This window comes from Streptomyces sp. NPDC096079, assembly GCF_040303145.1.
In the GTDB taxonomy this organism is placed as follows: Bacteria; Actinomycetota; Actinomycetes; order Streptomycetales; family Streptomycetaceae; genus Streptomyces.
This window is the reverse complement of sequence record NZ_JBEOST010000005.1, coordinates 389,248-411,900: the sequence shown is the minus strand read 5'-3', so window position 1 is coordinate 411,900 and position 22,653 is coordinate 389,248. Positions and strand designations below refer to the sequence as shown.

The following is a 22,653-nucleotide window of genomic DNA, read 5'->3' as shown; positions in this document are numbered from 1 at the left end:
CCGTACCGAGGAGTGCCCATGTCGGGAACCGACCCCGTCTGTACCGCCCCGTCCACCGCGCCGCAGCCCACCGGCGCGTGCGCCGGGACCGTCAGCCACACCCTGGCGTGGGTCGCGCGGCTCCACCGGATCGCCATGGGCAGACGGCTTCGCGACCTGGGCCTCTACCCGGGCCAGGAGCTGATGATGATGCGCCTGTGGGACTGCGGGCCGGTGCGCCAGTCGGAGCTCATCCAGTCGCTCGGCCTGGACCCCTCCACCGTGACGAAGATGCTCCAGCGCATGGAGCAGTGCGGCTACGTCCGCCGCAGCCCGGACCCCGCCGACCGGCGCGCGGTCCTGGTCGAGGCGACGGACCGGGGCCTCGACCTGCGCACCGGCGTCGAGGGCGCCTGGGCGGACCTGGAGGAGAGCACCCTGACCGGGCTCGCCCCGGCCGACCGGGCGGAACTCTCCCGGCTGCTCGGCCTCGTGGGCGAGAACCTGGCGAAGGAGGAGGGCGAGGAGGGCGAGGGCGGCGCGGTCTGCTGACCGCCCGCCGGGCGCGGCCGGGAGGCCCGGGCCGGGCCTCCCTGCGGCGGTCAGCCCGCCAGGACCTCCAGGGCGCGGTCCACGTCCGCCGCCGTGTTGTACAGGTGGAAGGACGCCCGCAGGTTGCCCGCGCGGGCCGAGAGCAGGACGCCCGCCTCGCGCAGGGCGTCCGCCCGGTCGCCGAGACCCGGGACGGCGACGACCGTCGAGTCGTCCATGACCGGCGCGTGCCCGAGCGCGAGCAGCCCGGAGCGGAAACGGGCCGCGAGCCCCTTGTCGTGGGCCTCGATCCGCTCGATGCCGATCTCCTCCAGGAGGGCGAGCGAGCGGGCCGCGCCGTGGTACGAGAGGAAGGCCGCCGGCTCGTCGAAGCGGCGGGCGGAGCGGGCCAGTTCGCGCACCGGGCCGTAGCTGTTGACCCACAGCTCCTCGCCCGTGACCCAGTTGGCGTGGATCGCGAGGAGCGAGTCCTGCGCCTCCTCGGTGACGGTGAGGAACGACGCCCCGCGCGGGCACAGCAGGTACTTGTAGCCGCCGGCGACCGTGTAGTCCCACTCCCCCGCGTCCAGCGGGAGCCAGCCCGCCGACTGGGTGGCGTCCAGGAGGGTGCGCGCGCCATGGGCGGCCGCCGCCTCCCGTACGGCCGCGAAGTCCGCCGTGCGGCCGTCCGCCGACTGCACGGCGGAGAAGGCGACGAGCGCCGTCCCGGGCCGCACGGACTCGGCGAGCCGCTCCAGCGGCGCGAACCGGACCTTGAGGTCGCCGCGGATCGTGAAGGGGGTGATGACGGAGGAGAAGTCGCCCTCGGGGAAGAGGACTTCGGAGCCGGCGGGCAGCGACTGGGCGATCATCCCGCAGTGGACCGCGACCGAGCTGCCGACGGCGACCCGCTCGTGCGACACGCCCGCGATCCGGCCGAAGGCCGCCCGGGCCTCGTCCACGATGTCGAAGCTGCCGGCCCCGTCGGCACGGCCGTCGGCGGTCTCCTCCGCGAGGAGCGTGATCGCCTCGATCGTCCGGCGGGGCAGCAGTCCGCACGCCGAGGTGTTCAGATAGGTCTTCTTGGGCGCGAACTCGGCGCCGCCGAGCGGCTGGTCAAGGGAATCCATGCCCCCACCCTGGATTCCACGCGATCACCCGTCAATGGCGATTCGACCGTGGGGACACCCAAGAAGCCCTTATCTTCGCAGGTCAGAGCCTTAGGCCTGCGGGACCTCGCAGGCACCGTCCGGGCCGCAGACCTCCGCGTCGGTGCCGACGGGCTGGAGGACCCGGCCCTGCCAGGCCTGCTCAAGGGCCTGGGTGAAGACCTCGGCGGGCTGGCCGCCGGAGACGCCGTAGCGGCGGTCGAGGACGAAGAACGGCACGCCGTTGGCGCCGAGTTCGGAGGCCTCGCGCTCGTCCTCCCGTACGGCCTCGGCGTAGGCGGTCTCGTCGGCGAGGACCGCGCGGACCTCGGCCTCGTCGAGACCGGCCTCCACGCCGAGCGCCACCAGGGTCTCGGCGTCGAAGACCGAGCGCTCCTCGGCGAAGTTGGCCCGGTAGGCCAGGTCCAGGAGCTCGCTCTGCCGGCCGCGCTCCTTGGCGAGGTGCAGCAGCCGGTGGATGTCGAAGGTGTTGCCGTGGTCGCGGCCGTCGGTGAGGTACGCGAGGCCCTCGGAGTGCGCGTTCGAGGCGACGTGCGCCTCCATGGCGCGGGCCTCGTCGAGCGTGCGGCCGTACTTCTTCGCCAGCATCTCCAGGACGGGCCCGGTGTCGCCCTTGGCGCGGTGCGGGTCGAGCTCGAAGGAGCGGTGCACGACCTCGACGTCGTCGCGGTGGGCGAAGGCCGCGAGCCCCTTCTCGAAGCGAGCCTTGCCGATGTAGCACCAGGGGCAGGCGATGTCGCTCCAGATCTCGACGCGCATGTGACTTCTCTCCGAGGGGTTGCCGGTGGGGTGTACCTGCACGGGAACGTCCCCACCGGCCCGGTTCATTCCGGTTCCGGCGCGAGTGTGAGGCGGAGCACCAGGTGCCTGCCGGGGCGCGGGGTGTCCGGGTCCGGCGTCCGGCCGTGGCCCGCGGAGAAGGCCCTCGCCCGCGTTCCCCTCGAAGGCCTCCAGGCGGGCCGAGGTCGCTCCGGCGGCGCGCCAGGCCGTGACGCAGGCCGCGTGCGGCGCTCCGCCGCCGTCCCTTCGAACGCGGTGCGCCCGGTCCCGGCGCCCGCGCCGGTCACGCGGTCCCGGCGCCCGTCAGGCGGCTGAAGGAGGAGCGGTAGGCGCTCGGGGTGAGGCCGGCGCGGCGCACGAGGTGCTGGCGGAGGGAGTCCGCGGTGCCGAGGCCGCTCGCCCGGGCCACCTGGTCCATGGCGAGGGAGGTGGTCTCCAGCAGCTCCTTCGCCCGCTCGACGCGCTGGTGGAGCAGCCACTGGAGCGGGCTGACCCCGGTCTCGGCGTGGAAGCGGCGCGAGAGGGTGCGGAGGGAGACCCCGGCGTGCCGGGCGAGGTCGGCGAGACCGAGGGGCTCGTCGAGGTGTTCCATCGCCCACGCGCGCGTGTCGGCGAAGGAGACACCGCGCTCGGGCGGCAGCGGGGTCTGGGTGAACTGGGTCTGGCCGCCGGGCCTGACGGGTGCGACGAGGGCGAGCCGGGCGACGGTGTTGGCGACGGCGGCGCCGTGGTCGGTGCGGATCACGTGCAGGCAGAGGTCGATGCCCGCCGCGTAGCCGGAGGAGGTGAGGACGGGGCCGTCCTGCACGAAGAGGACGTCGTCCTGGAGGTCGACGGCGGGGTGCCGGGCGGCGAGCAGCGGCCGGTACGCCCAGTACGTCGTCGCCGCCCGGCCGTCGAGCAGTCCGGCCTCGGCGAGCGCGAAGGCGCCGGTGCAGATGGAGGCGATCCGCTTGCCGGCGGCGGCCGAGGCGCGCAGGGCGTCGAGGACGCGCGGGTCGGGGTCCTCGTACGCGCCGCTGCCCGCGAGGATCACCGTGTCGGCGCCGGCGACGGCTTCGAGGCCGTGCGGGACGACCAGGTCGAGGCCGCCGGTGGTGGTGACCGGCCCGGGGTCGGGGGCGCAGATGACCGTCTCGTACCCGGGGCGGCCGTCGACCTCGACCTTCCCGAAGAGCATCTCCGGGATGGCCAGGTTGAACATCGAGACGGGCGGGGCCGCGATCACGGCGACGCGCCGGACCCGGGATGCGGCGGAGCCGCCGGGCGGGGCGGGCGCGGGTGGCGTCGACGGCATGGCCAGAACCTCCGGTCGTATGGCATTCCCGCCACTACTGTACGGGCCCGCAGGTCACGAAGCTGGGCGCATGTCCTCAACGCTCCTCACCCAGGCCCCCGTTGCCCGTCGCGACGCCCCCTCCCCCGGCCCGGCCCTCGCCGCCGCCATGCTCGGCTTCGCCCTCATCACCCTCGACACCTCCGTCGTCAACGTCGCCCTGCCCGCGATCGGCGCCGGTCTGCGGACCGGGATGACGGGCCTGCAGTGGGTGGTCGACTCGTACGCGCTGACCCTCGCCGCGCTGCTGCTCTCCAGCGGGGCGCTCGCCGACCGGGTCGGGGCGAGCCGGGCGTACGGGGCGGGGGTCGTCGTCTTCACCCTCGCCTCGGCCGCCTGCGGTCTGGCCCCCGGACTCCCGGCCCTCCTGGCGGCCCGGACGGTGCAGGGCGCCGCGGCGGCGGTGATGCTGCCGGCCTCGCTGGCCCTGGTCCGCGAGGCGTACGGCGATCCGGGGCGCCGGGCCAGGGCGGTGTCGCTGTGGGCGGCGGGCGGCACGGTCGCGGTGGCGCTGGGTCCGGTCGCGGGCGGGGCGCTGACCACGGCCTGGAGCTGGCGCGGGATCTTCTTCGTCAACCTGCCCCTCGGGCTGCTCGCGCTCGCCCTGCTGACGCGGGTGGCCCGCTCGGAGCGGAGGGCGGCCCCGCTGGACGTGCCGGGTCAGCTCACGGCGGTGACGGCGCTCGGGGCGCTGACCTTCGCGGCGATCGAGGGCGGCACGGAGGCGCTCTGGGCGCTGGGGGTCGCGGTGGCCGCCTTCGCCGCGTTCCTGCTGATCGAGGCGCGGCGACGGCATCCGATGGTGCCGCTCGGGCTGTTCCGCGACACGACGGTGGCGGTGGCGGTGGCGGCCGGTTCGGCGAACAGCGTGGCCTTCTACGGCATGGTCTTCGTGTTCGGCCTCTTCTTCCAGCAGGTGCTGGGGCTTTCGGCGCTCGGCGCGGGGCTGATGTTCCTGCCGATGACGGGGCTGCTGGCCGGGGTGAACGTCCTCTCGGCGCGGGTGGCGGCGCGGTACGGGGCGCGGCTGCCGATCGTCCTGGGCCAGGTGGTGGCGGTGGCGGGACTGCTCGGCCTGCTGACCGTGGACGCGGACTCCTCGCGGGTGGCGCAGGCCCTGCTCCTGGTGCCGCTCGCGCTCGGGGCGGGTTTCTCCCTGCCACCGCTGATCGCGGCGATGATGGAGGCGGTTCCGGCGGAGCGGGCGGGCACGGCGGCGGGGCTCCTGAACGCGGTCCGGCAGACGGCGGGAGCCCTCGCGATCGCGGTCTTCGGCTCGCTGGCGGCGCGGGACATGGAGTCGGCCCTGCGCACGAGCCTGCTGATCAGCGCGGGCCTGCTGAGCCTGACGGCACTGGCCTCGCTGCGACTGCCGCGCCGCCGCACGACACAGCACTAGGCGCCCTTGCGGTACCGGCCCGGGGCCACCCCGTACTCCCGTTTGAAGGCCTTGGCGAAGGCGAACTCCGAGGAGTAGCCGGAGCGTTCGGCGACCGCCCGGAGCGGGAGGTCGTCGGCGCGCAGGAGGCGGCCCGCCGCGGTCATGCGCCACCAGGTGAGGTAGGCGAGCGGCGGGCGTCCGACGAGGGCGGTGAAGCGGCGGGCGAAGGCGGCGCGGGAGAGCCCGCCGAGCGCGCCGAGCTCCTCGACGGTCCACGCCCGCGCGGGGTCGCCGTGCAGGGCGCGCAGGGCCCCGGCGACGGCCGGGTCGCTCAGCGCGGCCGACCAGCCGGTGGAGCGGTCGGCGCGCTCGGTGAGCCACCAGGTGCGCAGCAGGTACAGGAGCAGGGTGTCGAGCAGGGCGGGCACGATGGCGTCGGATCCCGGCTGGGGTTCGGCGAGTTCGGCGCCGAGGAGGTCGACGGCTGCGCGCAGCCGGGGGTGCGATCCGACCCGGGCGGGGAGGTGGACGTACGGGGGCAGGCCGCTGAGGAGGGGGTGCGCGCGGGCCCGGCTGAGCTGGTAGGCGCCGCACAGGAGCAGCGTCTCCTCGGCGCCGACGGGCCCCCGGTCGGGGAGGGTGGGCCAGGAGCCGTCGGGGGCGGGCAGGGCGTCGACGAGCGGGGTGTCGGGCCGGTCGGCGAGGCCGTGACCGGTGCCGTGGGCGAGGAGGACGACGTCGCCGGGGCCGAGCCGGACGGGGGCGTCGTCGTCCGGGGGCAGCAGCCAGGCGGTGCCCTGGAGGACGACGTGGAATCCGGCGCCCTTGCTCGGGGGGAAGCGGAAGCCCCAGGGGGCGAAGCGGACGGTGCGGGAGGAGTGGGGGCGCCCGGTGCGCATGGCGGCGATGGCATCGCTCAGTACGTCCATGAGCCGAACGGTAGCGGGCGAGACGATCGGACATGGTGGGAAGCCGAGGAGACATGGATCGTCTTTCCGGGGCCTCCTAACGTCGAGGTCATGACGACAACAGGCATGACGACGAAGGCGGTTCTGTTCCACGAGCTCGGCGGCCCCGAGGTGCTGAGGGTCGAGGAGGTGCCGCTGCCCGCGCCCGGTCCGGGCGAGGTGCTGGTGCGGGTCGAGGCGATCGGGCTCAACCGCGCCGAGGCCCTGTTCCGCGCGGGCACCTACTACTACCCGGCGACGCTGCCGGGCAGCCGGCTCGGCTACGAGGCGGCGGGCGTGGTCGAGGCGGTGGGCGCCGGGGTCACCGCGTACGCCCCGGGCGACCCGGTGATGGCGGCGGCCAACTTCGACTTCGGGGTCCACGGGGTGTACGCGGAGCGGGTGGTGCTGCCCGAGGAGTACGTGGTGGCCCGGCCGGAGGGCGTGGACGCGGTGACCGCGGCCGCGGTGTGGCTGAGCTACTTCACCGCGTACGGCGGGATGGTGCTGACCGGCGGTCTCGGCGCGGGCGAGCACGTGGTGATCACGGGGGCGTCCAGTTCGGTGGGCACCGCCGCGATCCAGATCGCGCGACGGGTCGGCGCGGTGCCCATCGCCACCACCCGGGGTGCGGGGAAGCGCGAGCGGCTGCTCGGGCTCGGGGCCGCGCACGTGGTCGCCACGGACACCGAGGACCTGGTCGAGGAGGTCCGGCGGATCACCGGCGGGGCGGGCGCGGACCTGGCGTTCGACGCGATCGGCGGGCCCGGCTTCGCCCGGCTCGGGGACGCGCTGCGGACGGGTGGCACCGCCGTGCTCTACGGCTGGCTCGACCCCCGCCCGGTCGAGCTGTCCCGGAACTGGCCGCTGACCACCCACGGGTACGCGAACGGGGCGCTGGCCAGGACCGGGGAGGGGCGGCGGCGGGCGGCGGGGTTCATCGGATCGGGGCTGCGGGACGGCTCCCTGGCGCCGGTGATCGCCGAGACCTTCGACGGTCTGGAGCGGATCGCCGACGCCCATCGGCTGATGGAGTCGAACACGCACCTCGGGAAGATCGTGGTGCGGGTGGGGCACTGAGCCTCAGCGGCGGGGAACCCCCAGCGGGTTGCCGTCGCGGAGTTCCGGCGGGAGGAGGCGGTCGGGGGTCGACTGGTAGGTGACCGGGCGCAGCCAGCGCTCGACGGCGGTCGCGCCGACGGAGGTGGAGGTGGAGGTGGTGGCCGGGTAGGGGCCGCCGTGGTGCTGGGCGGGCGCGACGGCGACGCCGGTGGGCCAGCCGTTGACGAGGACGCGGCCGGCCAGCGGGGTGAGCGCGGCGAGCAGGGGGGCGGCCGACTCGTCCTCCTCGGCGACGTGCAGGGTCGCGGTGAGGTTGCCGGGCAGCCGGCCGAGGACGGCGGCCGCCTCCTCGCGGCCGGTGTAGCGGGCGACGACGGTGACGGGCCCGAAGCACTCCTCCAGGAGGAGGCGGTGGCCGTCGTCGGCGAGCGCGGCGGCGTCGACGGCGAGGACACCGGCGCTGACGGTGTGGGGGCCGCCCGCGCCGGGGGTGACGGGGGTGTCGACCCCGGCGAGCGCGGCGCGCTCGGCGACCCCGGTGACGAAGGCGTCCCGCATCCGGTGGTCGAGCATGACGGCCGGTTCGGTGTCGCTGACGGCGGCGGTGAGGGCGGCGAGGAAGCGGTCGCCGCCCGGCCCCCGGGGGGCGAGGACGAAGCCGGGCTTGGTGCAGAACTGGCCCGCGCCCAGGGTCATGGAGCCGGCGAGCCCGGCGCCGATCTCCTCGGCGCGCTCCGTGGCGGCGGCCTCGGTGATCACGACCGGGTTGAGGGAGCCGAGTTCGCCGTGGAAGGGGATGGGGACGGGCCGGGTGACGGCCGCGTCGAAGAGGGCGCGGCCGCCGCGGAGGGAGCCGGTGAAGCCGGCCGCGGCGACGAGCGGGTGGCGGACGAGGTCGATGCCCGCGTCGAAGCCGTGGACGAGGACGAGGACGTCCTCGGGGAGGCCGGTCTTGGCGGCGGCCCGGCGCAGCAGGGCGGCGCAGAGTTCGGAGGTGGCCGGGTGGTCGGGGTGGGCCTTGACCACGACGGGGCAGCCGGCCGCGAGGGCGCTCGCGGTGTCGCCGCCGGGGACGGAGAAGGCGAGGGGGAAGTTGCTGGCGGCGTAGACGGCGACGACGCCGAGCGGGATCTTCCAGCGGCGCATGTCGGGCCGGGGCGGGGTGGCCTCGGGGTCGGGCGCGTCGATCCGTACGTCGAGGAACCAGCCGTCCTCGACGGCCTCGGCGAAGGCGCGCAACTGGGCGGTGGTCCGGGCGAGTTCGCCGGTGAGCCGGACGGGCCCGAGGGCGGTCTCGGCGTCGGCCGCCTCGACGACGTGCTCGCCGGAGGCGTCGAGGAGGTCGGCGGCGGTACGGAGGAAGGCGGCGCGGAGCGCACGGTCGGCGAGGGCCTCGCGGGCGGCGTGCGCGGCCCGTACGGCGCGGTCGACCTCCTCGGCCGTGGCCTCCACCGCGACCTGCTCGCGCGGCTTCCCTGTCCGGGGGTCCACACTCCACACTGGTTCTGCCGCCACCGCCACGCCCCTGTTCGCTATTCTGAACACAGTTCCCGTAGATGAACGCGTCTGGCGGGACTCTATTGACGGCCCGGCCGTCTCCACAAGGGCTCCGCCCGGCCGGGGCGGCCGGGGGACGGCCGGACAACGGAAAAGGGGCGAGGGAGCATGGCGACTGCCGACGCGGGTGGGGCGCAGGTGAAGTCCGCGGTGCGGACCGTGGAGCTGCTCGAGTACTTCGCGGGACGCCCGGGGATGCACTCGCTCGCCGCCGTCCAGGAGGCCGTCGGCTACCCCAAGTCCAGCCTGTACATGCTGCTGCGCACCCTCGTCGAGCTGGGCTGGGTGGAGACGGACGCGACGGGGACCCGGTACGGGATCGGGGTGCGGGCGCTGCTCGTCGGCACCTCGTACATCGACGGCGACGAGGTGGTGGCCGCCTCCCGACCGACCCTCGACCGGCTCTCCGACGACACCACCGAGACCATCCACCTGGCGCGGCTCGACGGCACGAACGTGGTCTACCTGGCGACCCGTCAGTCCCAGCACTACCTGCGGCCGTTCACCCGGGTCGGGCGCCGGCTCCCGGCGCACTCGACGTCGCTCGGCAAGGCGCTGCTCGCCACCCACAGCGACGAGCAGGTCCGCAAGCTGCTCCCGGAGACGCTCCCGGCGCTGACCGAGCACACGATCACCGACCGCGAGGAGCTCATCGAGGAGCTGCGCGTCATCCGCGAGCAGGGCTACTCGGTGGACCGCGAGGAGAACACCCTGGGGCTGCGCTGCTTCGGGGTGGCGATCCCCTACCGGACGCCGGCGCGGGACGCGATCAGCTGCTCGGTGCCGGTGGCGCGGCTCACCCCGGCCCATGAGCAGATGATCAAGGACGCACTGTTCGACGCGCGGGACCGGCTGACCCTGGCGACCCGCCGCCTCTGATCCGCCGGTCCGCCCGGTCACGCGCGGTCGGCGAGGACCTTCTGCCAGACCGGGCTGTCGACGTAGTGGTTGTCGTACTGCTCCGAGGAGGCCTTGATCTCCTCGAAGCTCGCCTCGCCCCGCATGACGCGGCCGAGCAGACGCAGGTAGTCGAAGCGGGCCATGCCGGGCGTGAAGACGAAGAGGACGTCGGCCTCGGCGCCGGGCGCCGCCGCGAAGGCGTGCGGGGTGCGCGGCGGGACGAGGAGGAAGTCGCCCTGCTCCAGGACGGTCAGCTCCTCGCCGACCAGGACCTGGAGCGAGCCGCCGATGACGAAGAACATCTCGGAGGCCTTGGTGTGGAAGTGCGCCGGGGCGCCGACCGCGCCCTTCGCGAACGAGGAGCGGTAGCTGGTGAGCTGACCGCCGGTGGTGTCGGAGTCGGCGAGGAGGGTCATCACGCTGCTCGGGTCGGCGGCGGTCTCGGCGGTGGCGGCACGGGTGAGGAGCGGGGCGAAGGTCTCGTTCTCGTTCATGATCACTACTGTAGAAGGCCATTGACCCACGCAGTAGGGTCAATCGATCGTTGAGAACACGGGTCAATTCGCCCCGGTGCGGAGGTGCGGGTCGGAGGCCCCCTCCCCCGCGCGGCGGAGGCGGATCACCAACCGGCACGAGGTGGCGGAGCGGGCCCGCGCGGGAGCGTGGAGCCATGACAGAGACCCCTCCCGCCCGCCGGGCGCTGCGCGCCCTCGCGATCCTCGCCTGCCTCCCGTACATCTCGCTCAAGATCGCCTGGGTGGCGGGCGGCCGGCTCGGCATCCCGGCCGGGAGCGTGCTCCTGGAGCGCCCGCAGCTGATGGCGATCGTCAACGCGATCTCGGTCGTCGCCGACGCCCTCGTCGTCGTCCTGGCCCTGCTGCTCACCCAGGCCTGGGGCCGCCGCTTCCCCGCCTGGCTGCTCGCGCTCCCCATGTGGGGGGCGACCGGGCTGCTCACCCCGATCATGACCGGCTATCCGACGCAGCTCGCGGTGGCCCTCGTCACCGGCGACGAGAAGGCCACCGCGCCCGCCGAACCCTTCCTGGACGACTGGGTCTTCGCGGTCGTCTACGGCGGATTCATCCTCCAGGGCCTCGCGCTCGGCACCCTCTTCGCGCTGTACGCGCGGGACCGCTGGGGCCATCTGTGGCGGGGCCGGCTCGGCGAGCTGCCCGCCCACGCCTCCGGGTCCGGGGCGAAGGCCCTCGCCGCGGCCGGGGCGGTCGTCGCCCTCGTGCCCGCCGCGCTCCACCTGCTGTGGGCCACCGGCTCCACCACGGGCCTGTCCGCCCGGCGGATCGCCGAACGCGACTCCGACTTCCGCGTCCTGGAGGCCCAGTGGGTCGCCTTCCTCGTCGCCGCCGTCGTCCTGGTCCTGTTCCTGGTGCTGCGCCGGCCCGCCCGGCTCCGGGTCCGGACGACACTCGCCCTGACCTGGACCGCCTCGGGTGCCGTGGGCTGCTGGGGCGCCTACCTGTCGCTCGTCGCGCTCATGCCGGACCCGGATCCGACGAAGCGCGTCCCCGGCCTCGTCCAACTGGCCTACGCTGGCGAGATGATCACCGGGCTCCTCCTCGCCGCGTGCGTGGCACTGTTCCTGCGGCGGCGGAGCGCCGAGGCGTGAGACCGGTGCGGGCCCTGTTCGGGCAGCGGGCCAGGCTGCGCTGGCTCCATCTGATCCTGGGCGGCGCGCTGTTCATGCCGTTCTGGATGGTCGGCACCCTGGTCATGGGCCCGCTGCTCGACGAGGGCGGCATGTTCACCGGCGGCCTGGGGACGCAGTTCGGCGCGTACGCGGTGGGGCTGCCGCTCGCCGCGGTCGTCGCGCTCTTCCCGCTGGCCCGGCCGATGTCGGTGGCGGCGGCGCGGGCGCTGTGCGGGGTGGACGGGGACCGGTTCGCGGACGGCCCGGCGGGCGGCCGGGAGGCCAGGGCCCGCACCGCCGGCTGGTTCGCCCTGCACCTGGGCGCCGGGGCGCTGGTCAGCGGGGCCACGCTCGCCCTGCCGCCGTTCGCCGTCGCGGTCATGGCGCTGCCGTTCTCGCCGGCGCTCCGGGAGTCCGAACTCGGCCGGTTCTGGGGGCTCGACCGGCCCGGATGGGTCTGGGCGGCGCTCCCCGCGGGCCTGCTGATGCTCCTCGCGCTCGCCGTCGCCGCCGCCGCGACCGGCGCCCTGCTGGCCCGGCAGGCGCCCCGGCTGCTCGGACCGAGCCCGGCGGACCGGCTCGCGGCGGCCGAGCGGCGCGCCGCCGAGGCCGAGTCCCGCAACCGGCTCGCCCGCGAACTGCACGACTCGGTCGGCCACGCCCTGAGCGCGGTCACCCTCCAGGCGGGCGCGGCCCGCCGGGTCCTGGACGGCCCAGGCGCCGATCCGGATTTCGTACGGGAGGCGCTGACCGCGATCGAGGAGACCACCCGGCGCACGGTCGGCGAACTGGACTGGGTCCTCGGTCTGCTGCGGAACGACGGGACGCCGGAGCAGGGCCCGGGCCCGGGTCTCGACGCCCTGGAGGCCCTGGTGCGCGGCGCCGGGCCGCGGGTGGCGCTGACCGTGGACGGCGCCCTGGGCCCCGTACCTGAGCCGCTGTCCCGGGAGGCGTACCGGATCGTCCAGGAAGGGCTGACGAACGCGGCCCGGCACGCGGGCGGCGCGCCCGTCACCGTACGGCTCGACGCCCGTACCGAGGAGTTGGAGATCACCATGGAGAACCCCCTGCCCGACCGTCCCCCGGTCACCCGCCCCGACGGCGGGCGCGGCCTGCGCGGGATCGCCGAGCGGGCGCGGCTCCTCGGCGGCACCGCCGAGGCGGGCCCCGAGGGCGGCGTGTGGCGCCTCGCGGTGCGGATCCCCCGGTGAACGCGGCGATCAGGATCGTCCTCGCCGACGACGAGCGGATGGTCCGGACGGCCCTGCGGGTCATCCTGGACGCGGAGGACGGCCTTGAGGTCGTCGGCGAGGCCGCCACGGGCGCCGAGGCGGTGTCGGTGGTGCGGGCGGTGCGGCCCGACGTGGTCCTCATGGACGTGCGGATGCCGGAGGTCGACGGGATCCGGGCGACGGAGCAGATCCTCGCCGGGATGGCGGAGCCGCCGCGGATCGTCGTGGTGACGACCTTCGAGAACGACTCCTATGTGTACGAGGCGCTGCGGGTGGGCGCGGCCGGGTTCCTGCTGAAGCGGGCGGCGGCGGAGGATCTGGTGGGCGCGGTCCGGCTGGTCGCGCGGAGCGACTCGCTGCTCTATCCGGCGGCGGTACGGGGCCTGGCCGCCGAGCACGCCCGCCGCCGGCCGCCGGTGGCACCGCCCTGGGTGGCACGGCTCACCGAGCGGGAGGCGGAGGTGCTCCGCCGGATGGCGACGGGCCTCACCAACGCCGAGATCGCCGGCCTGATGGGGGTCGGCCCCGCCACGGTGAAGACCCATGTGGCGGCGGTCCTGGCGAAGACGGGCGCCCGTGACCGCACCCAGGCGGTGATCCTGGCGTACGAGTCGGGGTTCGTCCGGACGGGCTGAGGCCCCCGCGGCCGGCGGGGGCCGGGCCTCAGGACCGGGTGGCGACGCCGCAGCCGCCCCGGCCCTCGGCGATCGGAGCCGAGCGGTCGTACGGGTCGACCGCCTCGCCGTCCGCGACGCCGCCCGGCGCTCCGCCGCCGAACTCCGGCCGGAAGGAGCCGGTGACGCCCTCGCAGCCGCCGTTCGTCGTGTCGGTCTTGTAGGACAGGAGGCTGAAGGTGCCCTTCTCGGTGACGACCTTCGCCGGATCGTCCCAGCTGACCACGGTCTCGCGGCGCACGATCACCCGCACGACGTCGTCCCCGCCGCCGGCCGGCGCGACCGGGTACACATAGGTGACGTCGGCGGTCACCTCCAGGGCTCCGCGCCGCCCCTCGCGGTAGGTGAGGCGGCCGCGGGTCTTCACCACGTCCCCGGCGGGGCGCGCCTGCGCCGGGTCGAAGCGGCTGAACAGCAGCAGCGGGTCGTGTTCCGCGTCCGGGGTGCGCAGCGCGGCCGTCACGAAGGACGTGACGTCCTTCTGGTGCGGGTTCATCAGGGCGATCGCCCGGTCCGGGCGGGCCCCGCGGCGCACCGCCGGATCCAGGTTGGACGCGGCGAGGAAGTCACGGGTCCGGGCGAGCGCCCGCTCCACCTCGGCCCGCGTCATCCAGCCGGTCGCCCTGGCGGCGGGCACGGTGATGCCGGCCGCGCCGTCCGCCCAGCGCGCCGCCGGTGAACCCCGGAAGGGCTCGTCGAGCGTGGCCCGCCCGTCCGGCTCGGCGGGGGGCGCCTGCTCCGGTCGCGCCGTCTCCCGCGCGAGCGGCTTCCCGTCCCGGGCCCCGCCGCCGGACCAGCCGACGACGCCGCCCGGGTCCACGGCCACGACGAGCAGCACCAGCGAGGCCACGAGCCCCGCCACGTACCAGCCCTTGCGCCGCCGGGGCCGCGCGGGCGGGTGCGCGCGCCAGGGCGCCGGCTCCTCGGGCCGGTCCCGCAGCCGGCCCGCGACCTCGCGGGCCCGCGCGGACGGCTCCTTCGGCGCGTCGGCCCCGCCCTCGCCCGCGGTCCTCAGGAACTCCGCCCACACCTCGTCCGGCGCGGACGAACCGTCCTTCTCCCCGCTCGTGCTCACGCCGGCTCCTCCCCCGTGTGTCCCGGCCCCTCCCCAGGACCTGCGCATGATCGTCGCACAGGCCTCGGACATGAAGGTTCGCTGAGAAACCGGCCACATCCGGAACGTCCCGCACCGGGCCGTTCGTCCCCAGAAGTGCGATGAACAAGACGATCAGGCACACGTCGGTCTTCGTCCTGGTCCTGGTGCTCGCCCTGCTCGGGCGGGCCACCTGGGTGCAGGCGTACGAAGGCAAGGCGCTCGCGGACGACTCGAAGAACCGGCGGAAGACCATCGCGCAGTACGCGCAGCCGCTCGGGAACATCGTCGTGGCCGGCTCGCCGGTCACCGGCTCGAAGAGGACGGAGGGATCGGACCTGGCGTACAAGCGCACCTACGAGGACGGCGAACTGTACGCGGCGGTCACCGGCTACAGCTCCCAGGCGTACGGCGCCACACAGCTGGAGGGCATCTACTCCGCTGTCCTCGACGGCACCGACGACCGGCTGAAGAACCCCCTGGACGCCGTCACCCGCGAGCAGCAGCAGCCGGGCACGGTCGTCACCACGATCGACCCGGCCGTGCAGAAGGCCGCCTACGAGGCCCTCGGGAGCAAGAAGGGAGCGGCCGTCGCCGTGGACCCGGCGACCGGCCGGATCCTCGCCATGGTCTCCACCCCGTCCTACGACCCGTCGAAGATCTCCGGGACGAACGACGGCGAGGCCTGGCAGCAGCTGACCGCCGACGAGGACAAGCCGCTGGTGAACCGCGCGCTCCGGCAGCCGCTCCCGCCCGGCTCCACCTTCAAGCTGGTCGTCGCGGCCGCCGCCCTGGAGGACGGCCTGTACGGCTCCGTGGACACGGCGACGAAGAGCCCCGACCCGTACACGCTGCCCGGCACCCGGACCGTGCTGAGGAACGAGAACTCCTCCGCGCCCTGCGAGAACGCCACGATCCGCACCGCGCTCCGCTACTCCTGCAACAACGTCTTCGCCAAGATGGCCGCCGACCTCGGGCAGGACAAGGTGAAGGCGATGGCGGAGAAGTTCGGCTTCAACGACGCCGAGCTGGACGTCCCGGTCCGCGCCTACGCGAGCGTGTACCCCTCCGGCATGGACGAGGCGCAGACCGCGCTCACCGGCATCGGCCAGTTCGACGTGACCGCCACGCCGCTCCAGATGGCGATGGTGTCGGCCGCGATCGCCAACGACGGACTGCTCGCCGCCCCGCACATGGTCTCGGACGTCGTCGACTCCGACGGCGACGCGCTCACCTCGTACGAGGACGGCGACACCGAGCGGATCGTCTCCTCCTCGACGGCCGCGCAGCTGCGGAGCGCGATGGTGACCGTCGTCGAGGAGGGCACCGGCACCAACGCGGCCGTGGACGGCGCCGAGGTCGGCGGCAAGACGGGCACCGCGCAGCACGGCGAGAACAACAGCAAGACGCCGTACGCCTGGTTCACCTCCTACGCCAAGGACCCCTCGACCGGGAAGCAGGTCGCCGTGGCGGTGATGATCGAGGACTCGGGCGCGGCCCGCTCCGAGGTCAGCGGCAACGGCCTGGCGGCCCCCGTGGCGCGGAAGATGATGGAGGCCGCGCTGAAGTGACGTGACGCGCGGGCCGATTGGCCGTCGTGACCCCTCGCACGATATGCAGGGGCACACCCGTGATCCGAACGCGTGCTCGCATCACGGGCGTGCCCCTGCTCCCGTCCCACGGAGGACCGTCGTGCGCCTGCCCCGTTCCCTGTCCGGCTGGACCATGGCGGTCTTCGGCGTGCTCGCCGCCGCCCTGGGCGTGGTGGGCCTGGTCGCCCCGGACGCCCTGCTCACCGTCATGGGCTTCGAGCCGGTGCCCGACGGCGGGCGCGCGGACGGGGACCACACCCTGGTCTTCCTGACGGCCTCCTCGATGGCCGCGCTCAACATGGGCGTCTACTACGTCCTGGCCGCCCTCGCCGACTGGAAGCCCTTCTTCCGCTGGACGGTCCCCTTCCGGCTGCTGACCTGCGCCGTCTTCACCCTGGCGGTCGTCACCGGCCGCGCCCCGGCCGGCTTCGTCGGCGTGGGCCTGTGGGAGGGGCTCGGCGCGGTGGTGACGGGGCTCGCGCTGCGGTACGAGAAGCGGGCGGGGACGACGGACCCCGAGCCGGCGGCCGCGACCTGAGGTTCTCCGTCCGTCTTCCCCGGGGCGTCCTGCCGATCACGCCGCGAGCCGGGCCCGACCGGCAGGGCGCGCCCTAGGGCATCCGACCGATCCGCGGTGACCACCTCAGACGACAGCCTTCGGCCATGCGTTGGTATCTGACAGGAATCGTCGTGTCCGGATTCGGCACGACGGCGATGTGGCTGGTCTCCGGCATCTGGGTCAAGTCCCTCACGGGTTCGGACAGCCTGGCGGCCCTGGCCGCCTTCGCCCTCTGGGCCCCCGTGCTCCTCGGGCCGCTGCTCGGCACGCTCGCCGACCGGGTGCGGCGCAGACCGCTGCTCGTCGTCCTGAACCTGGCGATGGCGGGCCTCCTGCCCCTGCTGCTGTGGGTGGGCTCGGCGGACCGGGTGTGGCTGCTCTTCGCGGTCCTCGTGCTGTACGGGGCGCAGGGCGCCGTCCACGAAGCGGCCGAGCAGGCCCTGGTGGCCTCCGTGGTCGACGAGGGGCGGCTCGGCACGTTCAACGGGCTGCGGATGACCGCGAACGAGTCGATGAAGCTGATCGCCCCGCTGGTCGCGGCGGGCCTCTTCGCCGCGTACGGCGGCGGGCCCGTCGCCCTCCTCGACGCGGCGAGCTTCGCCATCGCCGCGGCCGTGTTCGCCCTCATGCCGGTCCGGGAGGCACGCCCCGAGCGGCCGGAGGCGCGGAACTGGTGGCGGGAGACCGCCGAGGGCGTGCGGCTGCTGCGGGACTCGCGGGAGCTGCGGCCGCTGGTGGCGACCGGTGCGTTCACGATGCTGCTGGCCGGGGTGAACGGGGCCGCGATCTACGCCGTGGTCGACCGGGGGCTCGGGCACGGGCCCGAGTACGCCGGGGTCCTGTACGCGGTGCAGGGCGTGGGCTCGGTCCTCGCCGGCCTGCTCACCGGGCCGCTGCTCCGCCGGCTCCCGGAGCGCACCCTCGCCACCGCCGGTCTCGCCCTGTTCGCCCTCGCCATGGGCGTGCGCGGGGCGCTGCCGTACGACGCGACGGCGCTCGCGGCGAGCGCGGTCATCGGCCTGGGCATGCCCTGGGTCCTGGTCGCGGTGATGACGGCGGTCCAGCGCGAGACGCCGGCCTCGGCGGTCGGCCGGGTGGCGGCCACCGCGAACACGCTGGTCATGGCCCCGAACGCACTGGCCATCGCCGTCGGCGCGGGCCTGATCGCCGTGACCGACGTCCGTGTCCTGCTCCCGCTGCTGGCCATGGCGGGCCTCGTGTGGGCGGCCGTCCTCACGCCGCGGCGGCGCGCGGTGCCCGTGCGCACGGACTGACCCCGCGCGGGGGTGCTCACCACGAGGCCACAACGGGCGCCGGGGCGGCGGGGCGGGGAGCATGGAGACAGGCGCGTGGTCGGCGGGAGGAGGGCAGTGTGACGGCCGGTTCCTTCCCGGGGACGGGGACGGCGGGGCGCGTCGGCGTGCCCCTGGACGGCAAGGGCCTCCTGGACGTGCTCGGCGTCGCGGCCATCGTCATCGACGACCAGGGCCGCATCGTGCTGTGGAGCCCCCAGGCGGAGACCCTCCTGGGCTTCCGCGCCGACGAGGCCCTCGGCCGGTACATCGCCCGGCTGATCGTGGACGAGGAGCACCGGGAGGAGGCGGCGCGCCTCTTCGGCGAGGTGCTGCGCGGCGGCCCGACCTGGGCGGGCACCTTCCCCGTACGGCACAAGGACGGCTCGGTCCGGCGCGTGGAGTTCCGCAACATGCGGCTCACCGACGACCTGGGGGATCTGTACGCCCTGGGGATCGCCGCCGACGCCGCCGCCGTGGAGCGGGTCGAGACCGAGCTCGCGCTGTCCGACCGGCTGGTCTCCCAGTCGCCGATCGGCCTGGCGGTCCTCGACACCGAGCTGCGCTACGTCCTGGTGAACCCGGCGCTGGAACGGATCAACGGCATCCCGGCGGCGGAACACCTCGGCCGGCGGATCGGCGACATGCTCTCGCAGGTCGACGCCGAGGCCCTGGAGGAGGCGCTGCGCGCGGTGATGGCCACCGGGCGGCCGCTGCTGGACCATTCCGTGGCGGGCCGGACCCCGGCGGACCCGGAGCACGAGCACGCCTGGTCGCTCTCCTTCTACCGCCTGGAGGGAGCGGACGGCCGGGTCCAGGGCGTCGCGGCCTCGGTGATCGACGTGACCGAGCGGCACCGGGCGGACGCGGACGCGGACCGGTCCCGGCGGCGGCTGGCGCTGATCGCGGACGCCTCGGCCCGGGTCGGCACCACCCTGGAGGTGGAGCGGACGGCCGACGAGCTGGCCTCGGTGGTGGTGCCGGCGCTCGCGGACATCGCCGCGGTCGACGTCCTCGACTCCGTCCTCGCCCTGCGCAGGCCCGGCGCGCCCGAGGACGGTCCCGAGCTGTTCCGGGCGCTCGCGGTGAAGGCCGAGGGCCGCACGGCGGCCCTCCCGGCGGCGGACCCGCCGGGGGAGGTCGCGATGTACGGGGCGGACCGGCTCGTCACCCGGTGCGTGCACACGGGTCTGCCGGTCCTGGTGGAGCACGTGGGTCCCGGTGACCTGGCGCGGATCGCCCGGAACCCGGAGGCCGCCGAGCTGCTCGCGCGGGCGGGGGTCCACTCGTACCTGGCGGTGCCGCTGATCGCGCGCGGCGAGGTGCTGGGCGCGCTGGACCTCAAGCGGGACCGCAACGCGCTGCCGTTCGACGGCGACGACGTCCTGCTGGCGACGGAGCTGGCGGCCCGCGCGGCCGTCAGCATCGACAACGCGCGCTGGTACCAGAGCGTGCGGAACTCGGCGGTGACGCTCCAGCGGAGCCTGCTCCCGGGAGCTCCCCCGGACCGGGCGGGTCTGGAGGTCGCCGCCCGCTACCAGCCGGCGCACGCGTCGAGCGAGGTCGGCGGCGACTGGTACGACGTGATCGCGCTGCCCGACGACAAGACGGCGCTGGTCGTCGGGGACGTGATGGGCAGCGGGATCGACGCGGCGGCGACGATGGGCCGGCTGCGGACGGCGACCTGCGCGTTCGCGGACCTCGACCTGTCCCCGGCGCAGGTCCTGCGCCATCTGGACCGGATCACGGAGGGCCTGGAGCACTACATCGCGACCTGCCTCTTCGCCGTGCACGACCCGCTGCGGCAGCGGTGCCGGATCGCGAACGCGGGCCATCTGCCGCCGGTGCGGGTCCCGTCGGACGGGCCGGCCGAGCTGGTGCGGCTGTCCACCGGGGTGCCGCTGGGCGTCGGCGGCGGGACCTTCAGGACCGCCCGGGTGCCGTTCCACCCCGGTGACCTGCTGGTCCTCTACACGGACGGCCTGATCGAGACCCGGACGGAGCCCATCGACGACCGGCTCGCCCTCCTCGTACGGCTCCTCGACGAGCAGCGCGGGCCGCTGGAGGAGACCTGCGACCGGCTGCTCAGGGCCCTGCGCCGGCCGGGCGCTCCGGACGACGTGGCGCTCCTCATCGCACGGAGCACGGGATGACCCGGGACCGCGGGCAGGGCCGCGAGAAGGGGAAGGGCCGCGGCTCGGGGCTGCGGAGCGTCGCCGGGCAGGTGTTCGCGCTGGAGGCGCTGATCGCGCTCCTGGTGATCGCGGCGGCCGTGTTCGTGACGTTCCACCAGGCCCGCAGCGATACCGAGCGGGACGCCCGGGTCCGCTCGCTGGCCGTCGCGGAGGCCTTCGCGCACGCGCCGGGCATCGACTCCGCGCTGACCTCGGCCGATCCGACGGCGCAGCTCCAGGAACGGGCGGAGGCGACCCGGCGGGCCACGGGCGTGGACTTCATCGCGGTCCTGAGCCCGACCGGGGTGCGGTACACCGACTCGGACCCGGCGCTGATCGGCCAGCGGGCGACGGGTGACCTGTCGCAGGCGACACGGGACAAGGAGCCGTTCACGGAGCTGTTCCACGGCGCGCCGAACGACGCGGTGCGGGCCGTGGTCCCGGTCCTGGACGAGCGGGGCACGCTCGTCGGCCTGGTCAGCAGCGGCATCGAGGTGGAGAGCATCTCGCACGCGGTGCAGGGGCGGCTGCCGCTGCTCATCGGCGTCGCGGGCGGCGCCCTCGCGGCGGCCGTGGGCGGGGCGGCGCTGGTGAGCCGGCGGCTGCGGCGGCAGACGCACGGTCTGGGTCCCGCGGAGATGACCCGGATGAAGGAGCACCACGAGGCGGTGCTGCACGCGGTCCGGGAGGGCGTCCTGATCGTGGGCCCCGACCACCGGCTGCTGCTCGCCAACGACGAGGCGCGCCGCCTGCTGGGCCTGACGGCGGACGCGGAGCGGCGGCACGTCGCGGAGCTCGGCCTCGATCCGCGGACGGTGGAGCTCCTGGAGTCGGGCCGGGCGGCGACGGACGAGGTGCACCGGGCGGGCGACCGGCTGCTCGCGGTGAGCGTGCGGCCCACGCTCACGCGCGGCTCGGAGTCGGGGTGCGTGATGACGATGCGGGACACCACCGAGCTGGCCGCCGTGACCGGCCGGGCGGCGGTGGCCCGGGGCCGTCTGCAGCTGCTGTACGAGGCGGGGGTGCGGATCGGGACGACGCTTGAGGTGGTCAGGACGGCGGAGGAGCTGGCGGAGGTGGCGGTGCCCCGGTTCGCGGACTTCGCGACCGTGGAGCTCCTGGAGCCGGTGCTGCGCGGGGAGGAGCCCCCGGGCTCGTCGACGTCGACGGAGATGCGGCGGACGGCGCTGAGCGGGCTGCGGCCCGACCAGCCGCTCCAGCCGGTCGGGGACACCATCCACTTCGACGTGACCAGCACCCCGATGGCGACGGCCCTGCACGCGGGGCACGCGGTGGTGCAGGCGGAGCTGGCCTCGGCGGAGGGCTGGCGGGCGCAGGATCCGGAGGGGGCGGCGCAGGCCCTCGCGTACGGGATGCACTCGCTGCTCACGGTGCCGCTGCTGGCCCGCGGGGTGGTCCTCGGGATGGCCAACTTCTGGCGTGCGGACACCCCGGAACCGTTCGGGGACGAGGACCTGTCGTTCGCGGAGGAGCTGGCGGCGCGGGCGGCGGTCGCGATCGACAACGCGCGCCGGTTCACCCGGGAGCACGCGATGGCGGTGACGCTGCAGCGGAGCCTGCTGCCGCGGGTGCTGCCCGACCAGAGCGCGGTGGAGGTGTCGTACCGCTACCTCCCGGCGAAGGCCGGGGTGGGCGGCGACTGGTTCGACGTGATCCCGCTGCCGGGGGCGCGGGTGGCGCTGGTGGTGGGGGACGTGGTGGGACACGGGCTGCACGCGGCGGCGACGATGGGGCGGCTGCGGACGGCGGTGCACAACTTCTCGACCCTGGACGTGCCGCCGGACGAACTCCTCGGCCACCTCGACGAGCTGACGGGCCGGATCGAGGAGCGGGACGCGGAGGGCGCGGACGCGGCGGCGCCGCGGCGGGAGGAGGGCATCACCGGCGCGACCTGTCTTTACGCGATCTACGATCCGGCGTCCGGGCGGTGCCAGGTGGCGAGCGCGGGACATCCCGGTCCCGCGCTCGTGAGTCCGGACGGGCGGGTCGAGTTCCCCGAGCTGTCGCCGGGGCTTCCGCTGGGCCTGGGCCTGGGCGACGTGCCGTTCGAGTCGACGGAGCTGGTGCTGCCGGAGGGCAGCAAGCTGGTGCTGTTCACGGACGGGCTCCTGGAGGACCACGGACGGGACCTGGACACGGGGCTCGGGCTGCTGCGCTCGACGCTCTCCCGGCCGGACCGGAGTCCCGAGCAGACCTGTGCGGACGTGCTCGCGACGCTGCTGTCGCCGACGCCGCGCGACGACATCGCGCTGCTCGTGGCGCGGACCCGGCTGCTCGACCGGGACCGGATCGCCGAGTGGGAGGTGCCCCGGGATCCGTCGGCGGTGTCGCCGGTGCGGAACGCGGCGGCGGAGAAGCTCACGGAGTGGGGGCTGGACGGGCTCGCGTTCACGGCGGAGCTGATCCTCAGCGAGTTGATCACGAACGCGGTGCGGTACGGGGCGGACCCGGTGCGCGTACGGCTCCTGCACGACCGGACGCTGATCTGCGAGGTCTCGGACGGCAGCAGCACCTCACCGCACCTGCGGCACGCGGCGACGACGGACGAGGGCGGGCGAGGGCTGTACCTGGTCGCCCAGTACGCGGAGCGGTGGGGCACGCGGTACGCGCGGCGGGGCAAGACGATCTGGGCGGAACTGCGGGTGAGCGGGGACGGCTCCGAGCCGGTGGCGATGGTCGTCCCGGACCTGGACGCGCTGGAGGACCTGGCGTGGTGAGGGGGCCCCGGC

General features: G+C 75.0%; 19 protein-coding genes. 12 read left to right on the top strand and 7 right to left on the bottom strand.

Features of this window, described 5'->3' with window-relative positions:
* The first annotated feature begins 18 nt into the window (after nt 1-18).
* Nucleotides 19-531, top strand: coding sequence for a MarR family winged helix-turn-helix transcriptional regulator (locus ABTY59_RS14235; RefSeq protein WP_352019193.1), 513 nt, complete (start codon nt 19-21; stop codon nt 529-531).
* Between the two features lie 50 nt (nt 532-581).
* On the opposite strand, the gene ABTY59_RS14230 is transcribed toward ABTY59_RS14235, so the two are convergent.
* The 3 genes from ABTY59_RS14230 to ABTY59_RS14220 form a co-directional block, all read right to left on the bottom strand.
* Nucleotides 582-1,640, bottom strand: a complete 1,059-nt coding sequence (locus ABTY59_RS14230) for an aminotransferase class V-fold PLP-dependent enzyme (RefSeq protein ID WP_352019192.1) — start codon at nt 1,638-1,640, stop codon at nt 582-584.
* Between the two features lie 90 nt (nt 1,641-1,730).
* The gene (locus ABTY59_RS14225) at nt 1,731-2,438 is read right to left on the bottom strand and encodes a DsbA family oxidoreductase (RefSeq protein ID WP_352019191.1); all 708 of its coding nucleotides are present in this window, start codon (nt 2,436-2,438) and stop codon (nt 1,731-1,733) included.
* 304 nt (nt 2,439-2,742) lie between these two features.
* The gene (locus ABTY59_RS14220; protein ID WP_352019190.1) at nt 2,743-3,756 is read right to left on the bottom strand and encodes a GlxA family transcriptional regulator; all 1,014 of its coding nucleotides are present in this window, start codon (nt 3,754-3,756) and stop codon (nt 2,743-2,745) included.
* 70 nt (nt 3,757-3,826) lie between these two features.
* Here ABTY59_RS14220 and ABTY59_RS14215 point away from each other — a divergent pair, with 70 nt between their 5' ends.
* Nucleotides 3,827-5,194 (top strand): MFS transporter, encoded by a 1,368-nt coding sequence (locus tag ABTY59_RS14215; protein WP_352019189.1) that lies wholly within the window; start codon nt 3,827-3,829, stop codon nt 5,192-5,194.
* Here ABTY59_RS14215 and ABTY59_RS14210 read toward each other — a convergent pair.
* Nucleotides 5,191-6,105: an AraC family transcriptional regulator gene (locus tag ABTY59_RS14210; RefSeq protein ID WP_352019188.1), complete on the bottom strand. Its 915-nt coding sequence runs from the start codon at nt 6,103-6,105 to the stop codon at nt 5,191-5,193. The two genes, ABTY59_RS14215 and ABTY59_RS14210, sit on opposite strands and share 4 nt — an antisense overlap.
* Before the next feature lie 90 nt (nt 6,106-6,195).
* Here ABTY59_RS14210 and ABTY59_RS14205 point away from each other — a divergent pair, with 90 nt between their 5' ends.
* The gene (locus tag ABTY59_RS14205; RefSeq protein ID WP_352019187.1) at nt 6,196-7,203 is read left to right on the top strand and encodes a zinc-dependent alcohol dehydrogenase family protein; all 1,008 of its coding nucleotides are present in this window, start codon (nt 6,196-6,198) and stop codon (nt 7,201-7,203) included.
* 3 nt (nt 7,204-7,206) lie between these two features.
* Here ABTY59_RS14205 and ABTY59_RS14200 read toward each other — a convergent pair whose 3' ends face one another.
* Nucleotides 7,207-8,685 carry an aldehyde dehydrogenase (NADP(+)) gene (locus ABTY59_RS14200; protein ID WP_352019224.1) on the bottom strand — a complete coding sequence of 493 codons (1,479 nt, stop codon included), beginning with the start codon at nt 8,683-8,685 and terminating at the stop codon, nt 7,207-7,209.
* Nucleotides 8,686-8,850: 165 nt separating this feature from the next.
* On the opposite strand from ABTY59_RS14200, the gene ABTY59_RS14195 reads away from it, so the two are divergent.
* The gene (locus tag ABTY59_RS14195; protein ID WP_189802451.1) at nt 8,851-9,621 is read left to right on the top strand and encodes an IclR family transcriptional regulator; all 771 of its coding nucleotides are present in this window, start codon (nt 8,851-8,853) and stop codon (nt 9,619-9,621) included.
* 17 nt (nt 9,622-9,638) lie between these two features.
* On the opposite strand, the gene ABTY59_RS14190 is transcribed toward ABTY59_RS14195, so the two are convergent.
* Nucleotides 9,639-10,136, bottom strand: coding sequence for a cupin domain-containing protein (locus tag ABTY59_RS14190; RefSeq protein ID WP_352019186.1), 498 nt, complete (start codon nt 10,134-10,136; stop codon nt 9,639-9,641).
* Nucleotides 10,137-10,312: 176 nt separating this feature from the next.
* Between ABTY59_RS14190 and ABTY59_RS14185 the strand changes: the two genes are divergently transcribed.
* Genes ABTY59_RS14185 through ABTY59_RS14175 form a run of 3 tightly spaced genes read left to right on the top strand, consistent with a single transcriptional unit; the run spans nt 10,313 to nt 13,154 of the window.
* Nucleotides 10,313-11,266: a hypothetical protein gene (locus tag ABTY59_RS14185; RefSeq protein ID WP_352019185.1), complete on the top strand. Its 954-nt coding sequence runs from the start codon at nt 10,313-10,315 to the stop codon at nt 11,264-11,266.
* The gene (locus ABTY59_RS14180; protein WP_352019184.1) at nt 11,263-12,498 is read left to right on the top strand and encodes a sensor histidine kinase; all 1,236 of its coding nucleotides are present in this window, start codon (nt 11,263-11,265) and stop codon (nt 12,496-12,498) included. The genes ABTY59_RS14185 and ABTY59_RS14180 overlap by 4 nt, the downstream gene beginning before the upstream one ends.
* Before the next feature lie 8 nt (nt 12,499-12,506).
* Nucleotides 12,507-13,154, top strand: a complete 648-nt coding sequence (locus ABTY59_RS14175; RefSeq protein ID WP_502995365.1) for a response regulator transcription factor — start codon at nt 12,507-12,509, stop codon at nt 13,152-13,154.
* 28 nt (nt 13,155-13,182) lie between these two features.
* Here the strand turns inward: ABTY59_RS14175 and ABTY59_RS14170 are convergent, their stop codons facing one another.
* Nucleotides 13,183-14,268, bottom strand: coding sequence for a serine/threonine-protein kinase (locus ABTY59_RS14170; protein WP_352019182.1), 1,086 nt, complete (start codon nt 14,266-14,268; stop codon nt 13,183-13,185).
* 140 nt (nt 14,269-14,408) lie between these two features.
* Between ABTY59_RS14170 and ABTY59_RS14165 the strand changes: the two genes are divergently transcribed.
* The 5 genes from ABTY59_RS14165 to ABTY59_RS14145 all read left to right on the top strand — a co-directional run bounded on the left by ABTY59_RS14165 (nt 14,409) and on the right by ABTY59_RS14145 (nt 22,641).
* Nucleotides 14,409-15,857: a peptidoglycan D,D-transpeptidase FtsI family protein gene (locus ABTY59_RS14165; protein ID WP_352019181.1), complete on the top strand. Its 1,449-nt coding sequence runs from the start codon at nt 14,409-14,411 to the stop codon at nt 15,855-15,857.
* 154 nt (nt 15,858-16,011) lie between these two features.
* Nucleotides 16,012-16,416, top strand: a complete 405-nt coding sequence (locus tag ABTY59_RS14160) for a hypothetical protein (RefSeq protein ID WP_352019223.1) — start codon at nt 16,012-16,014, stop codon at nt 16,414-16,416.
* 125 nt (nt 16,417-16,541) lie between these two features.
* Nucleotides 16,542-17,711: an MFS transporter gene (locus tag ABTY59_RS14155; RefSeq protein ID WP_352019180.1), complete on the top strand. Its 1,170-nt coding sequence runs from the start codon at nt 16,542-16,544 to the stop codon at nt 17,709-17,711.
* Nucleotides 17,712-17,809: 98 nt separating this feature from the next.
* On the top strand, nt 17,810-19,882 hold the full coding sequence (locus ABTY59_RS14150; RefSeq protein ID WP_502995364.1) for a SpoIIE family protein phosphatase: 2,073 nt from the start codon (nt 17,810-17,812) through the stop codon (nt 19,880-19,882).
* Entirely contained in the window at nt 19,879-22,641 is a 2,763-nt protein-coding gene (locus ABTY59_RS14145) for a SpoIIE family protein phosphatase (RefSeq protein ID WP_352019179.1), read from the top strand. Before ABTY59_RS14150 ends, ABTY59_RS14145 begins: the two co-directional genes overlap by 4 nt.
* Nucleotides 22,642-22,653: the final 12 nt, after the last annotated feature.